This is a genomic window from Vibrio sp. 10N.286.49.B3, from assembly GCF_002873395.1.
Taxonomy (GTDB): domain Bacteria; phylum Pseudomonadota; class Gammaproteobacteria; order Enterobacterales; family Vibrionaceae; genus Vibrio.
The window spans coordinates 62,853-77,891 of sequence record NZ_MCUV01000009.1 but is presented as its reverse complement, the minus strand read 5'-3'; the positions used below and the strand labels follow the sequence as shown (position 1 = coordinate 77,891).

Here is a 15,039-nt window from a genome sequence, read left to right as displayed (position 1 = left end):
TACTACTATTCACTGCTGAGGTTTCCCGTTACATTATCAGCCATAATATGACGTTGGTTTTTACTATGTTTCATCCTATTTCTATTTTTATTGGGTTTCGCTATTTAAGAGGACGTTCAGGCGATAAATTTAGCCGATTTGTCTCTTATATGTCTACAGCAGGCATTACAATTGGTGTTATGTCATTAGTCACGGTTTTATCGGTGATGAATGGTTTTGAAGCACAATTGAAAGATCGTATTTTGGGGGTTCTTCCTCAAGTCGTTATCTCACAAGCTGGTGATAAATCCGAATACAGCGCGACGCCTCCCGTATTTATTGAGCAATTTATTCAGCAGCACCCTCAACTTGATACTCGTGTTGAGCCTATTGTGCGCAGTGAAGCTGTGATTCAAAGTAGCGCCCAATTGGCAGCCGGTTTATTAATCGGTATAGAGCCTCAAGCGCATGATCCCATTGAATCACATCTTATAGCAGGTCGTTTGTCTACGCTTCAAGCTGGTGAGTATCAAGTGTTTATTGGTCATACGTTAGCACGCTCATTAAGAGTCTCGATGGGGGACAAGGTTCGCTTAATGGTGACCAGTGCTAGTCAGTTTACCCCACTTGGTCGAATTCCGAGCCAACGTAACTTTACTGTTGCAGGCATTTTCAATACTGGTTCTGATGTTGATGGACAATTAATGGTGACGCATATTCAAGATGCGTCACGATTAATGCGTTACTCATCGGAGACCATTTCTGGTTGGCGTTTATTTTTAAATGATCCTTTTGCTGTTTCAAGTTTATCGCAATCTCCCCTACCTGAAGGGTGGTTCTGGAGTGATTGGCGAGCACAACGAGGTGAACTTTTTCAGGCGGTTAGGATGGAAAAGAATATGATGGGCTTGATGCTAGGTCTTATTATTGCGGTTGCAGCCTTTAATATCATTGCTGCGCTTATTATGGTGGTCATGGAGAAACAAGCGGAAGTGGCTATTTTAAAAACCCAAGGAATGAAGAATAGGCAAGTGCTGGCTATCTTTATGGTTCAGGGGGCAAGTAGTGGGGTTATTGGTGCGATTAGTGGTGGTTTATTTGGTGTGCTATTAGCGCTTAACTTGAATTCTATTTTAGAAATGATGGGCGTGGCACTGTTTTCTTTTGGTGGTCAGTTACCTATCGTTGTTGATCCGATGCAAATTTTTATTGTTGTGATATTAGCGATTACGTTAAGTTTAATTGCAACGCTTTTCCCTTCTTACCGTGCATCTTCTGTGCAACCTGCTGAGGCTTTGAGATATGAATAATCTTTTACAATGTCGTTCATTACGTAAAACGTATCGTGAAGGAGCCTTTGATACTGAGGTTTTAAAAGGAGTCAGTTTTGATATAGCAAAAAATGAGCTTGTTGCAATCATAGGTACTTCAGGTTCAGGCAAGAGTACTTTATTGCATATATTAGGTGCTTTAGATGATGCAACCCAAGGTGATGTCGAGTTTTTAGGTCAGGACTTATCAAAACTTAGCTCAAATAAGCAGGCACAAATACGTAATCGTCATTTGGGCTTTGTTTATCAATTCCATCATTTATTAGCCGACTTTTCAGCACTGGAAAATGTGGCGATGCCTTTGCTTATTGGGGGGATGAAAGCCTCTTTAGCGAAGAAAGAAGCATTAGTATTACTCAATAAAGTGGGATTAAGCCACCGAGTCGAGCACCGACCATCAGAGCTATCGGGTGGAGAAAGACAACGAGTTGCCATTGCTAGAGCATTAGTTAATAAGCCAGATTTAGTTTTGGCTGATGAACCAACAGGCAACTTAGACCATAACACGGCGCTGGCTATTTATGATTTAATGCGTGAACTCAACCAAGAGTCGGGTACCGCATTCTTAGTGGTCACCCATGATGGCGAACTGGCCAGTAAAATGGACCGTCAATTGCACATGCAAGATGGTTTACTGATTGATGTTGAAACAAGAGAGGCTTAAGTGTTTTCTTCTTTATCTCTTCTAATCGGCAGTCGTTTTAGCCGAGCTAAGAAGCGCAATAAACTGGTTTCATTCATCTCCTTATCTTCAACGTTAGGGATAGCAGTCGGCGTTGCGGTCATTATTATTGGTTTATCAGCAATGAATGGCTTTGAGCGAGAACTGCAATCTCGAGTGCTATCAGTGATCCCTCATGGAGAGCTTGAGGGTGTGCATGGTTCAATCACCAATTGGCAATCTCTCACTCAGCAAGTCGCGCAACACCCTAAAGTTACCGCTGCAGCTCCTTTTGTTCGTGTAACGGCATTGGCTGAAAGGGGTAATCAATTAAAAGCGATTGAAGTGCGCGGTATTGACCCTGAAATGGAGTCGAAGGTCTCGAGTTTATCGCAGTTTATTGATCCTAGTGCTTGGCAGCAATTTCACCAAGGTCAGCAGCAGGTCATATTAGGGCAGGGCGTTGCTAATAGCTTAGGGGCTAAAGTTGGTGATTACATAACTTTGATGATCCCAACGGCGACAAGTCAAGTAAATAAAGTGCAAATGCCAAAGCGTGTACGAGTGAAAATCACTGGCTTGCTTTCACTCAATGGACAAATCGATCATAGCCTTGCTCTCATTCCACTGAGTGATGCTCAAGCTTATGCCAATTTAGACAATGGAGTTAGTGGGATTTCACTGCAAGTATCAGAGGTGCTGAATGCAGCTGCTATCGTACAAGAAGTGGGAAATACGATTGATGCGTACGTTTATTTACGTAACTGGCAGCAAAAATTTGGTTATTTATACCGAGATATCCAGTTAGTTCGCACCATTATGTATCTCGTTATGGTGTTAGTGATTGGTGTCGCTTGCTTTAATATCGTCTCAACATTAATGATGGCGGTTAAAGATCGAGCTGCTGAAATTGCTATTTTGCGAACGATGGGTGCAAGTGATGGTTTAGTGAAGCGTATTTTTATTTGGCAAGGTGTTTTTTCTGGCGTTTTGGGCAGTTTAGTCGGCAGTGCTTTAGGTGTCATCGTTGCATTGAACTTAACCTCGGTCATTATTGGTATTGAGCATTTAGTCGGCTATCAATTTCTATCAGGAGATATCTATTTTATCGATTTTCTTCCTTCACAACTTGATATTGTCGATGTTTGTTTTGTCTCTGGTACAGCTATTGTCTTGAGTTTACTGGCAACTTGGTATCCAGCGTCACGAGCGGCAAAGCTTAACCCTGCTCAGGTTCTTAGTGCAAAGTAACATGAACAATACTGATTAAAAGAATCCGCTTTTTAAGCATTGAACCTAAAAAAGGACCATGAAGGTCCTTTTTTTATATTTTATTTTTAATAGAGGCTACTATTTAGACATGAATTTTTTTATATGACTGCGTTTTTGCCAGCTACGAACAACCGAATAGCGCCATAAACCGCGAATGGAGAAATAGCCGAGAGCAGAAAAAGTGGTGGCGCACACTAAGCAACCAAGCAAAAAGGGTGGGCCGATAGTACTCATCTGAGCAATGATGAAATCCCATGACAGTTCAAAGTGAAAGGGTTGGGGAGGGACACGCAGTAACATAGCGCCTACTTTGTAAGCAAAATAAAACATGATAGGCATTGTCACGGGGTTGCTAATCCAAACTAGTGCGACAGATAGTGGTAAGTTGACGCCACATAGAATCGCAACGGCAGCTGCCATGATCATTTGGCTTGGCAGGGGAACAAATGCCATAAATAAGCCAACAGAAAATGCGCCTGCGGCAGAACGACGGTTGAGACACCACAAGTTTGGGTTATAAAGTAGATTGCCAAAAATCTTGAGTGCTTTTTGGCGTTTTATCATTTCGTGATCAGGCATGAAACGTTTAATGAACTTCCTCGGCATAGGAAATATGGCTCTCTTATTTAACAGTTGGACACTGGTTTCTTTTGTTATAACGCTTCTTACGGCACCGTATTGGCCTGGAATTATTGATTGGCCTTGGATCGTGGTGAGTGGAGTTGTGACCCTATTGGGTTTTAAGTATAGATCGCTTTCAAAGTTCATTGGTATTTCTTGTGCTTTGAGTATTGCGATTTATGCGATGAATCTTAAAAGTCACCAAATAGGAGAACTGTTCCAATCAGGACAGAATATTACCATAAATGGTGAAGTAGAAAGCTTTTTTAAGCCAATAACTCATGGCTATAAGGGGGTTATTTTCGTTAGATCAATCAATGGTGAAAAAATCCCCGGATACCTGCAACCTAAAGTCGAACTATATGTACCTTTTATGTTGCACCTCGGTGATATTGTTAACTTTTCAGTAATGGTTAAGCCTATTTTAGGTCGACTTAATGAAGCTGGGTTTGATCAAGAATCCTACTTTTTTAGTCAGTCTATTTTGGCTAAAGCAACCGTTGATATAAGTAAACCAAGTAAAATAACTTCTCAAGCAAATTTTCGTGGCAATTGGTTTCAAGATATTACTCAGCAGTTAGAACCATTCTCATATCACGGCATTATAAAAGCATTAAGTTTTGGTTATCGCAACGATATTAGCCTTGAACAATGGGATCAATTGAAATCTAGCGGCTTAATTCATTTGATGGCGATATCGGGACTGCATATAGGTATTGCATTTAGTTTTGGTTATAGCCTAGGCGCAGTATTACGACTCATTTTTCATTCAATGCTCTGGTTGCCATTGTACAGTGCACTCTTTTTTGCCTCTTCTTATGCGTGGTTAGCTGGTTTCACTCTTCCTACTCAGCGAGCGTTAATCATGTGTGTGATCGCTAGTGTTTGTCTTCGAATTCAGTGGCGGCTGTCTCATTGGAAAGTATTACTGCTTGCTTTATCTACCGTACTTATCTTGCAGCCCTTTTCTAATATATCAAACAGCTTCTGGCTTTCTTTTGGCGCGGTTGCCATCATTTTTGTTTATCTTTCTTATCAAACGAATCAATCACTGCATGGCTGGAAAGGCTACATCGTGACCTTATTAAAAATTCAAGGTTATCTACTGTTGTGTATGACGCCTTTAACCGTTTATCTCTTCGGTGGCTTTAGTTTGATAGGGGTTTTATATAATATTATTTTTGTTCCTTGGGTCAGTATGGTTGTTGTACCACTGATATTTATCGGTTTAATTGCTTCGTTTGGCCCTACGGTTATTTCTGATGCGATTTGGTTTACTGTTAATTTAAGTCTAGAGCCCATAATGGCAACGATCAGTTATGCCGATGTCGGTTGGATTCAAGTGTCACAAACACAGGCGTTATGGCTCATTTTGCTGATGTTAGGCGTATTAGCATTAAGAGTGTTCCAGTCTAAAATTATCGCGTTATGGGTGATCGCGGTGATCTATTGGTTAGAAAGTTGGTTAGTAGTAGATGATTGGAAAGTGGACGTACTTGATGTTGGTCATGGCTTAGCGGTGCTAATTGAACAGAAAGGTGAGCATTACTTGTATGACACTGGAAATAAGTGGCCTGGCGGAAGTGTTGCTCAATCTATTATTACACCGATTTTACAGCAAAGAGGGGAGCAGCAATTATCTGGGCTCATACTTAGTCATTTGGATTCCGATCACGCAGGAGGTAGAGAAGAGATAGAGGTGAATTGGCAGCCTTTACAACTATTTTCGAGCCAAGATATAGCAGGCTACCAAGCGTGTATTAAAGGCAGTCAGTGGCAGTGGTTAGCGCTTAATTTTGAGGTGTTGTGGCCGCCTAAAGTGGTGTCACGAGCTTATAACCCCCATTCGTGTGTGGTGCGTATCCAGCATCGTGAGTCAGGCTACAGTGTATTGATAACCGGTGATATTGATGCGTTAAGTGAATGGTTGTTATTACAAGAGGCGGACGTTTTAAAAAGTGATATCGTGATCGTCCCTCACCATGGCAGTAAAACATCGTCCACGGCGCGTTTTGTTGAAGCTATCTCGCCGTCGGTCGCTATAGCATCTCTAGCGCATGATAATCGCTGGGGATTACCTGCAAAAGTCGTTAAACAAAGATATCAAGATAATGGCGCTATTTGGGTGGATACTGGCGAGTTGGGTCAAATATCGCTGATTTTTTCCACAGATAAATGGCAACTAATACCTTATCGGCAAGGAGTTAATCACTCATGGTATAGGCAGATGCTTCGTAAGGGGGTAGAATAGTTATATTATTGTCAAAAATTTAAGTAATTTTATGTCGAAACAACAAGATGAAAACACATGGAAAACGTTCAAACGACTGTGGGTTTATATTCGTCAATATAAGTCTGGCTTGGCAGTGGCTACCGTTGCATTGATTCTAAATGCGGCTGCAGATACTTATATGATTTCACTGCTTAAACCATTGCTCGATGAAGGCTTTGGTGATGCAGAATCGAACTTCTTACGCATATTGCCTTTTATTATTTTTGGCATGATGTTTTTACGCGGTGTAACGGGCTTTGTTTCAACTTACTGCTTAAGTTGGGTCTCTGGCAATGTGGTTATGACGATGAGAAGAAATATCTTTAATCACTTCATGCATATGCCAGTGAGTTTCTTTGATAAAGAACCAACAGGGCAACTTTTGTCACGCATTACCTATGATTCAGAACAGATTGCTTCAGCGACCAGTAATTCGTTAGTGAGTATTGTTCGAGAAGGTGCCAGCATTATTGGTCTTTTGATTCTAATGTTTTGGAATAGCTGGCAATTATCATTAGTTTTACTCGTTGTTGCTCCAGCTGTTGCTTGGGCCATTAGTTTTGTTTCTAAGCGCTTTCGCATGATCTCGCGTAATATGCAAACCATGATGGGTAAAGTGACTACGTCAGCAGAGCAGATGCTACGTGGTCATAAAGTCGTTTTAAGTTACGGCGGTCAAGATGTAGAAAAGGCTCGTTTTGATAAAGTTAGTAACCAAATGCGCCAACAATCAATGAAACTTAAGACAGCCCAAGCTGCGGCGAACCCAATTATTCAGATGATTGCTTCGATAGCGTTAGTTTCGGTTCTCTTTTTAGCCAGTGTTGAGTCTGTACGAGCTGAACTGACACCAGGTACTTTTACTGTGATTTTCTCAGCAATGTTTGGCTTAATGCGACCAATAAAATCGCTCACCAATGTGACGTCTCAATTCCAACGTGGTATGGCTGCGAGTCATACGTTATTTACTTTAATGGATTTAGATACTGAGAAAGATAAAGGTAAAGTAGAAGCTGATAAAGTGACTGGTTTGGTTGAAGTTAAAGACGTGACCTTTACTTACGCAGGAAAAGAAAAACCAGCACTATCTCATGTGAACTTTTCGATTCCTCAAGGTAAAACGGTTGCATTAGTCGGTCGCTCTGGCTCTGGTAAGAGTACAATAGCAAACCTATTTACCCGCTTTTATGATGTCGATTCCGGTGCGATTTGTTTAGATGGTCAAGATGTACGTGACTATACATTAAAAAACTTGCGCCAACACTTTGCTTTGGTCTCGCAAAATGTGCATTTATTTAATGATACGATCGCGAATAACATTGCCTATGCTGCAGAAGGTGAGTATAGCCGCGAGCAAATTGAAGAAGCAGCACGACTTGCTTATGCGATGGACTTTATTGAAAAAATGGATGATGGTTTAGATACTATTATCGGTGAAAATGGTACGAGTCTTTCAGGTGGGCAACGTCAGAGAATTGCCATTGCTCGTGCGTTATTACGTGATGCTCCGGTGCTTATTTTAGATGAAGCAACATCAGCATTAGATTCAGAGTCTGAACGTGCAATTCAATCGGCTCTTAATGAGTTACAAAAGGATAAAACGGTATTAGTCATAGCACACCGTTTATCAACCATCGAGAATGCCGATGAAATTTTAGTGATTGATGATGGTGAAGTGATTGAGCGTGGTGCTCACGAGCCACTATTAGCGCAAGGTGGTGCTTATGCTCAATTACACCGTATTCAGTTTAGCGATTAACGCCTGTGATTGAGAAAATTTGGTTTGAAAACCATCCTTTGAAATACCTATTGTGGCCGCTGTTGTGGCCACTGAGTGTGATTTTTTTGTGGATTAGCCGCTTACGTCGTAGACGGTTCTTACAGTTGCGTGAAAAAAGTTATAGAGCCCCTTTACCTGTTATTATTGTGGGCAATATTACCGCTGGTGGTAATGGTAAAACGCCAGTGGTGATTTGGCTGGTGGAGACGCTATTAGCACAGGGATATCGTCCTGGTGTTGTCTCGCGCGGTTACGGTGGCAAAGCGCCAAGCTACCCACTTATCCTATCTAGTGAAACGCCAGCGGCTTATAGCGGTGATGAGCCACGCCTGATTTACAAACGCACAGGAGTACCTGTTGCCGTTGCCCCTAAACGCGCTGATGCTGTGAAAGCACTCTTGGATCGTGAAGTTGACGTGATAGTGACAGATGATGGGTTACAACACTATGCATTAGACCGTGATATTGAGTTTTCGATCATTGATGGTGTCCGTCGCTTTGGTAACCAACATATGATCCCTGCTGGGCCATTACGTGAAGAGTTAACTCGTCAGTGTGACGTTGATTTTATTATTAATAATGGCGGCGCTGCGCAAGAGAGCGAAATCTTGATGACGCTGCAGCCAAGCTTAGCGGTTAACTTAGTCAGTGGAGAGACAAAACCAGTCACAGAGCTTGAAGGTTTAGTCGCTTTTGCTGGTATCGGGCATCCACCACGATTTTTTAAAACACTGCAAAATCTCGGTGCTCAGTTAGTACACTCACAAGGCTTTGCGGATCATCAGGATTTTACTTTAGCAGAGCTTGAAAGCTTAGCGAGTAAAGGCTCTAACTTGATCATGACAGAAAAAGATGCGGTTAAATGTGATCAATTTTCGCAAAGTAATTGGTGGTATTTACCAGTATCTGCGCAATTTAGAGCAAAAGATCAACAACGAATTCTAACAAAAATTAATAAGGTAATGACACATTATGGATCATCGTCTAATTGAGATCGTTGCTTGCCCAGTATGTAAGGGCAAGGTTACTTTCGATAAGGAAAATAAAGAGCTTATTTGTAAGTTTGACCGTTTAGCATACCCAATAAAAGAGGGTATTCCTGTGTTGTTAGAGCAAGAAGCTCGCACCATTTCTATGGATGAGGTGTGTTAGATGTCATTTACTGTTGTCATTCCTGCTCGTTTTCAGTCAACACGTTTACCGGGTAAGCCGCTCGCTGATATTCATGGTAAGCCGATGATTCAATGGGTTTACGAGCAGTCACTTCAGTCTGGTGCTGATCAAGTCATTATTGCCACCGATGACGCTCAAGTTGAAGCGGTGGCTAAAGGCTTTGGTGCGACAGTATGTATGACGTCTCCTGATCATGAATCAGGCACTGAACGTTTAGCGGAAGTGGTTAAGCTTATGGGCATTGCTGATGATCATATTATTGTCAATGTGCAAGGTGATGAGCCTTTGATCCCACCAAGCATTATTAAGCAAGTGGCCCATAACTTAGCAGCAAGCGTTGCTCCAATGGCAACCCTAGGTGTTGAAATTAGCCATGAGTCAGAAGTTTTTAACCCCAATGCCGTTAAAGTGGTAACGGATAAAGATGGTTATGCGCTCTACTTTAGTCGTGCCTCTATTCCTTGGGATCGTGATAACTTTGCAGAATCGTCACAAAATATAGTGCAGCCACTTTTACGCCATATTGGTATTTATGCTTATCGAGCGGGCTTTATTAATACTTACATTAATTGGCAACCAAGTACGCTGGAAAAAATTGAATGTTTAGAGCAGTTACGTGTGCTGTGGTACGGTGAAAAAATTCATGTCGCAGTGGCGAAAGAGTCACCAGCAGCAGGGGTTGATACGCCAGAAGATCTTGAAGCTGTAAGAGCAATTGTTGCTGCCAGAGGTCTTTGATAATCGTTATTTATCGCAATCAAAGCAAGTAAGTGAATTGGTATTAGCTACATAACAAGTATTGATGATATTAAAAAGGTTGGCTTACGGTAAGCCAACCTTTTTTATTTATATTAATCAAAGTAATTAATCTTCATTGAGCAAAATAGAGATAGGCAATCGCTATAAATTAACCCCATAGTCGGTACGTTTAGGGCAGGTTGCTAAAATTTCCTTACGACCACTCTCTTTAAGCTCTTCTAAAACCACATCAAAGCCCCATAGTCGATATAAATGCTTCATCACCTCATCATAACCGCTATGTAAAGGAATGCGGTTATGTGGCACGTACTGAAGGGTTAATGAGCGATCGCCACGAACATTGACATTATAAACTTGAATATTAGGCTCTAGGTTACTCAGGTTATATTGAGCGGCGAGTTTTTCTCTAATCGCTTTATAGCCCATCTCATCATGTATTGCGCTAACTTTAATATAGTTACGACTATCATCATCCAAGATAGAAAACAGTTTAAAATCACGAATGATCTTCGGCGATAAATATTGGCTAATAAAGCTTTCATCTTTGAAGTTATGCATAGCAAAATGCACAGCGTCTAGCCAATCGCTGCCTGCTAACTCAGGGAACCACTCTCTATCCTCATCGGTGGGTTCTTCGCAGATCCTGCGTATATCTTGAAACATAGCAAAGCCCAATGCATAAGGGTTGATACCGCTAAAGTAGGGGCTGTTATAAGCCGGTTGAGCGACTACACCAGTATGACTGTGGAGAAATTCCAAAATAAATTTATCGGAAACTAAGCCTTCATCATATAGGTGATTGAGGATAGTATAATGCCAAAACGTTGCCCACCCCTCGTTCATTACCTGAGTTTGTTTTTGTGGATAAAAGTATTGACTGATCTTACGCACTATACGTACACACTCACGTTGCCACGACTCTAATAGCGGAGCGTGTTTCTCAATGAAGTAGAGGATATTTTCTTGAGGTTCACTAGGGAAGCGTATTTCCGTTTCTTCCGCAACGGCTTCCGCTTTTGGTACCGTACGCCATAGTTGGTTTACTTGGGATTGTAAATACTCTTCTCTTTCGCGCTGACGAGCGGTCTCTTCAGCAATTGAAATTTTTTCAGGGCGCTTATAGCGATCAACACCATAGTTCATCAAGGCATGGCATGAGTCGAGCAGCTTTTCTACTTCCTCTACACCATGTTTTTCTTCACAATCGGCAATGTAGTTTTTAGCAAAAAGTAGATAATCGATAATCGAACTAGCATCTGTCCAAGTTTGGAATAGATAATTACCTTTGAAAAAAGAGTTATGACCATAACAAGCATGTGCCATGACAAGCGCTTGCATTGTGATGGTGTTTTCTTCCATCAAATAGGCGATACATGGATTTGAATTGATGACGATTTCGTAAGCTAACCCCATCTGGCCATGTTTATAGTTCTGCTCAGTTTGAATAAATTTCTTGCCAAAAGACCAGTGGTTATAATTGATAGGCATACCGATACTTGAATAGGCATCCATCATTTGTTCAGAGGTAATGACTTCAATTTGGTTAGGGTAAGTATCTAGACGGTAATGTTGAGCGACCCGCTTAATTTCAACATGATACTGATCTAGAAGGCTAAAGGTCCAGTCAGGACCATCGGGCAATAATTTTGAGTTAGCTTTTGTCACCATTGTTCTTCTCCCTAAGAATGCTCTTTTTGAAATAACTCTCTAAATACAGGGAAAATATCATCAACTGTTTTGATATTTTTCATCGCAAAATGGTTGAATTGCGATTCGAGTTTTTCATATTCATGCCAAAGTGTTTGATGAGTTCGACGTGTTATCTCTATATAAGAATAATATTGGCAGCTTGGCAGTAAGTTATTAACTAAAAGCTCTTTACAGCGAGGAGAGTCATCAGCCCAGTTATCTCCGTCAGAGGCTTGTGCCGCATAGATATTCCATTCATTTTCAGGGTAACGCTCCTGAATGATGCTATTCATTAACTTCAGCGCACTAGAAACAATCGTACCGCCGGTTTCTTGTGAGTAGAAAAACTCATGCTCATCCACTTCTTTTGCTTGGGTATGATGACGAATAAAAACCACATCGACATTTTCATAGGTTCTATTCAAAAATAGATAGAGCAAGACATAGAAGCGTTTTGCTATATCTTTCGTTGCCTGATCCATTGAGCCGGAAACGTCCATAATGCAGAACATCACCGCTTGGCTAGATGGAATAGGGCGCTTTTCGTAATTTTTAAAGCGTAAATCAAATGTATCGATAAACGGTACGCTTTTGATTTTTTTGCGCAGAGATTCTATTTCAGATTTTATACGACGCTCTTCCAGTGGAATAGCAGGCTCGTGGTTTTCTATCCGATTCAATTCATCTTCTAATTCACTAATTAAGCGCTTTTTACCTGCTGTCATTGCCGTGCGGCGGGCAAGGGACTGCTGCAGTGATCGTACAATGGCAATATTAGAGGGGATACCAGCACTTTGATAACCAGAGCGATGTGTTTTCCATTCGATGATTTTATTCATCTGATTTTTTTCAAGGTTAGGGAGTTCTAAATCTTCAAATAAAATATCTAAATATTCATCTTTTGATATTTGAAATGTGAATTCATCTTGTCCTTCACCATCTTTGCTAGCGTCACCATCACCAGATCCGCCACCTTGTTGACCGCCTTTCGGTCTTTCTATTTGATCACCAGTAATAAATTGATCATTACCAGGGTGAACACGCTCACGTGCACCACCTTGACCTTGATGAAAGCTTGGCTCGGTAATATCTTTGTGAGGAATAGCGATATCCTCGCCTGTTTCAGTATTAGTAATCGATCTGCGATTGACCGCCTCTGTAACAGATTCTTTTATTTGAGCTTTATGACGACGTAAGAATCGCTGTCTATTAACGGCACTCTTATTTTTGCCATTGAGTCTCCTATCAATAAATTGCGCCATGAACTTCCCCTCATTCGTTAAATCGCAAAATACTCGCCCCCTAAGCGCTTTAGTAACTTAGGGAGCTAAGGTTTATATATTTAGACGTTATGATGATTTACGTACACGCAAATACCATTCAGATAGCAAGCGAACTTGTTTCTCTGTATAGCCTTTCTCCATCATACGAGCGACAAAGTCGTCATGTTTTCTTTGATCATCAGAAGATGTTTTCGTATTGAAAGAAATAACAGGCAGTAATTCTTCTGTATTGGAGAACATTTTCTTCTCAATAACTGTGCGTAGTTTTTCATAACTGGTCCACACAGGGTTCTTACCGTTATTATTCGCTTTAGCACGAAGTACAAAATTAACGATCTCGTTACGGAAATCTTTTGGGTTACTGATCCCAGCGGTTTTCTCTATTTTCTCTAGCTCTTCATTGAGTGATGAGCGGTCAAAAAGCTGACCGGTTTCAGGATCACGATATTCTTGGTCTTGAATCCAGAAGTCCGCATAAGTGACATAGCGATCAAAGATATTTTGACCATACTCAGAGTAGGACTCGAGGTAAGCGGTTTGAATTTCTTTACCAATGAATTCAACATAGCGTGGAACTAGATAGCCTTTTAAGAATTCAAGGTAACGTTCCGCTTGCTCTTGAGGGAACTGCTCGCGTTCAATTTGCTGTTCGATAACGTAAAACAGATGAACAGGGTTAGCGGCGACTTCGGATTGATCGAAGTTAAATACACGCGATAGAATCTTGAAAGCGAAACGAGTGGATAGACCCGCCATCCCTTCATCGACGCCAGCAAAATCACGATACTCCTGGTAACTCTTTGCTTTTGGATCAGTATCTTTTAATGTTTCACCATCGTAAACGCGCATTTTAGAGAACAGGGAAGAGTTCTCTGGCACTTTTAGGCGCGACAAGATACTAAATTGTGACAGCAACTCTAATGTGCTTGGAGAGCATGGCGCTTTATATAGCTCACTGTGTTGCAATAGTTTTTCGTAAATTTTAACTTCTTCAGAGACGCGTAGGCAGTAAGGGACTTTGACAATATAAACACGATCAAGGAATGCTTCGTTGTTTTTATTATTTCGAAAAGCTTGCCATTCCGATTCATTTGAGTGCGCGAGAATCATGCCATCAAATGGTAGAGCAGATAGCCCTTCAGTGCCGTTAAAGTTGCCTTCTTGTGTTGCTGTTAAAAGAGGGTGGAGAACTTTTAGTGGCGCTTTAAACATCTCCACAAATTCCATCAACCCCTGGTTGGCTTTACAAAGCGCACCAGAATAGCTGTATGCATCAGGATCATCTTGTGAGTAATGTTCTAACTGACGAATATCAATTTTACCGACGAGTGCAGAAATATCTTGGTTGTTTTCATCACCAGGTTCTGTTTTGGCAATCCCGACTTGATCAAGAATCGATGGGCGCACTTTGATGACTTTAAATTTTGAAATGTCACCGCCGTATTCATGCAAGCGTTTTGAAGCCCATGGTGACATGATAGAGCGTAAATAGCGCTTCTCAATACCATACTCTTGCTTTAGTAACTCACCATCCTCGGTGACATCAAACAGACAGAATGGGTGGTCATTAACTGGGCTACGAACCCCATCAGCCGATAAGATATAGATAGGCATTTGTTGCATTAATGCTTTTAGTTTTTCTGCAAGCGATGACTTACCGCCACCTACAGGACCTAAAAGGTAGAGAATTTGTTTACGTTCTTCTAGTCCCTGAGCGGAATGTTTTAAATAAGAGACGATTTGCTCAATAGCATCTTCCATTCCATAAAAATCTTCAAATGTTTTATATCGGGAAATGACACGATTTGAAAAAATACGGCTTAATCGAGGGTCTTGAGCAGTATCGATGATTTCAGGCTCACCAATCGCCAGTAGAAGGCGCTCGGCAGCATTGGCATAGGCGCTCTTGTTATCTTTACATAGTGCTAGGAAGTCCTGAAGTGAAATCTCTTCTTCTTTGGCTTCTTCATAGCGTGTTTGGTAATGGTCAAAAATACTCATATCGTGTTTCCCCTTTGAGCTTATTTGTCTGACGAATGATGTCAAAAAAGCCATCGCTTCCATACATTCTAAGACTAGACGGGAAAACTCATTTGTGCTTAACAATTATGCATTTATTTACATAATTTAAAGGAAGGAAAACAATTTTAAATCGGAAAAGCGTGCTGATGTGCAGATTTATATAGTGGAGATTCGAGGTGTGACTAGTGGAAGAGTAG

Annotated in this window: 12 protein-coding genes; 8 read left to right on the top strand and 4 right to left on the bottom strand. The window is 41.1% G+C overall.

Going from position 1 to position 15,039, the window contains the following annotated elements:
• Positions 1–65: 65 nt before the first annotated feature.
• The 3 genes from lolC to lolE are packed head-to-tail and all read left to right on the top strand — an operon-like array spanning position 66 to position 3,222.
• Positions 66–1,289, top strand: a complete 1,224-nt coding sequence (gene lolC / locus BCU68_RS05470; protein ID WP_198591687.1) for a lipoprotein-releasing ABC transporter permease subunit LolC — start codon at positions 66–68, stop codon at positions 1,287–1,289.
• Positions 1,282–1,974 (top strand): lipoprotein-releasing ABC transporter ATP-binding protein LolD, encoded by a 693-nt coding sequence (gene lolD / locus BCU68_RS05465; protein WP_102563786.1) that lies wholly within the window; start codon positions 1,282–1,284, stop codon positions 1,972–1,974. The genes lolC and lolD overlap by 8 nt, the downstream gene beginning before the upstream one ends.
• Positions 1,975–3,222 carry a lipoprotein-releasing ABC transporter permease subunit LolE gene (lolE, locus tag BCU68_RS05460; RefSeq protein ID WP_102563785.1) on the top strand — a complete coding sequence of 416 codons (1,248 nt, stop codon included), beginning with the start codon at positions 1,975–1,977 and terminating at the stop codon, positions 3,220–3,222. It begins immediately after the preceding gene.
• A gap of 99 nt (positions 3,223–3,321) precedes the next feature.
• Here lolE and BCU68_RS05455 read toward each other — a convergent pair whose 3' ends face one another.
• On the bottom strand, positions 3,322–3,849 hold the full coding sequence (locus tag BCU68_RS05455; RefSeq protein ID WP_102563784.1) for a DUF2062 domain-containing protein: 528 nt from the start codon (positions 3,847–3,849) through the stop codon (positions 3,322–3,324).
• On the opposite strand from BCU68_RS05455, the gene BCU68_RS05450 reads away from it, so the two are divergent.
• From BCU68_RS05450 to kdsB, 5 genes are read left to right on the top strand one after another with little or no spacing between them, the layout of a single operon-like run.
• Positions 3,821–6,115, top strand: coding sequence for a DNA internalization-related competence protein ComEC/Rec2 (locus BCU68_RS05450; RefSeq protein ID WP_347230763.1), 2,295 nt, complete (start codon positions 3,821–3,823; stop codon positions 6,113–6,115). The genes BCU68_RS05455 and BCU68_RS05450 overlap by 29 nt on opposite strands.
• Positions 6,116–6,146: 31 nt before the next feature.
• The gene (gene msbA, locus BCU68_RS05445; protein ID WP_102563782.1) at positions 6,147–7,895 is read left to right on the top strand and encodes a lipid A ABC transporter ATP-binding protein/permease MsbA; all 1,749 of its coding nucleotides are present in this window, start codon (positions 6,147–6,149) and stop codon (positions 7,893–7,895) included.
• A gap of 5 nt (positions 7,896–7,900) precedes the next feature.
• A complete protein-coding gene (gene lpxK, locus BCU68_RS05440; protein WP_102563781.1) occupies positions 7,901–8,908 on the top strand; it encodes a tetraacyldisaccharide 4'-kinase in 1,008 nt (335 codons plus the stop codon).
• Positions 8,889–9,068, top strand: a complete 180-nt coding sequence (locus BCU68_RS05435) for a Trm112 family protein (RefSeq protein WP_102563780.1) — start codon at positions 8,889–8,891, stop codon at positions 9,066–9,068. Before lpxK ends, BCU68_RS05435 begins: the two co-directional genes overlap by 20 nt.
• Positions 9,069–9,827, top strand: coding sequence for a 3-deoxy-manno-octulosonate cytidylyltransferase (kdsB, locus tag BCU68_RS05430; protein ID WP_102563779.1), 759 nt, complete (start codon positions 9,069–9,071; stop codon positions 9,825–9,827).
• Between the two features lie 162 nt (positions 9,828–9,989).
• Here the strand turns inward: kdsB and BCU68_RS05425 are convergent, their stop codons facing one another.
• The 3 genes from BCU68_RS05425 to BCU68_RS05415 all read right to left on the bottom strand — a co-directional run bounded on the left by BCU68_RS05425 (position 9,990) and on the right by BCU68_RS05415 (position 14,821).
• Positions 9,990–11,516: a SpoVR family protein gene (locus BCU68_RS05425; protein ID WP_102563778.1), complete on the bottom strand. Its 1,527-nt coding sequence runs from the start codon at positions 11,514–11,516 to the stop codon at positions 9,990–9,992.
• Positions 11,517–11,527: 11 nt separating this feature from the next.
• Positions 11,528–12,799, bottom strand: a complete 1,272-nt coding sequence (locus tag BCU68_RS05420) for a YeaH/YhbH family protein (protein ID WP_102563777.1) — start codon at positions 12,797–12,799, stop codon at positions 11,528–11,530.
• Positions 12,800–12,886: 87 nt separating this feature from the next.
• Positions 12,887–14,821: a PrkA family serine protein kinase gene (locus tag BCU68_RS05415; protein WP_102563776.1), complete on the bottom strand. Its 1,935-nt coding sequence runs from the start codon at positions 14,819–14,821 to the stop codon at positions 12,887–12,889.
• Between the last annotated feature and the right edge of the window lie 218 nt (positions 14,822–15,039).

What these genes read in the sequence shown, in the direction of transcription:
- lolC (WP_198591687.1), top strand. Translation starts at nt 66, where the DNA reads ATGTTTCATCCTATTTCTATTTTTATTGGGTTTCGCTATTTAAGAGGA.
- msbA (WP_102563782.1), top strand. Translation starts at nt 6,147, where the DNA reads ATGTCGAAACAACAAGATGAAAACACATGGAAAACGTTCAAACGACTG.
- lolD (WP_102563786.1), top strand. Translation starts at nt 1,282, where the DNA reads ATGAATAATCTTTTACAATGTCGTTCATTACGTAAAACGTATCGTGAA.
- BCU68_RS05415 (WP_102563776.1), bottom strand. Translation starts at nt 14,821, where the DNA reads ATGAGTATTTTTGACCATTACCAAACACGCTATGAAGAAGCCAAAGAA.
- BCU68_RS05425 (WP_102563778.1), bottom strand. Translation starts at nt 11,516, where the DNA reads ATGGTGACAAAAGCTAACTCAAAATTATTGCCCGATGGTCCTGACTGG.
- BCU68_RS05455 (WP_102563784.1), bottom strand. Translation starts at nt 3,849, where the DNA reads ATGCCGAGGAAGTTCATTAAACGTTTCATGCCTGATCACGAAATGATA.
- kdsB (WP_102563779.1), top strand. Translation starts at nt 9,069, where the DNA reads ATGTCATTTACTGTTGTCATTCCTGCTCGTTTTCAGTCAACACGTTTA.
- BCU68_RS05435 (WP_102563780.1), top strand. Translation starts at nt 8,889, where the DNA reads ATGGATCATCGTCTAATTGAGATCGTTGCTTGCCCAGTATGTAAGGGC.
- BCU68_RS05450 (WP_347230763.1), top strand. Translation starts at nt 3,821, where the DNA reads ATGAAACGTTTAATGAACTTCCTCGGCATAGGAAATATGGCTCTCTTA.
- BCU68_RS05420 (WP_102563777.1), bottom strand. Translation starts at nt 12,799, where the DNA reads ATGGCGCAATTTATTGATAGGAGACTCAATGGCAAAAATAAGAGTGCC.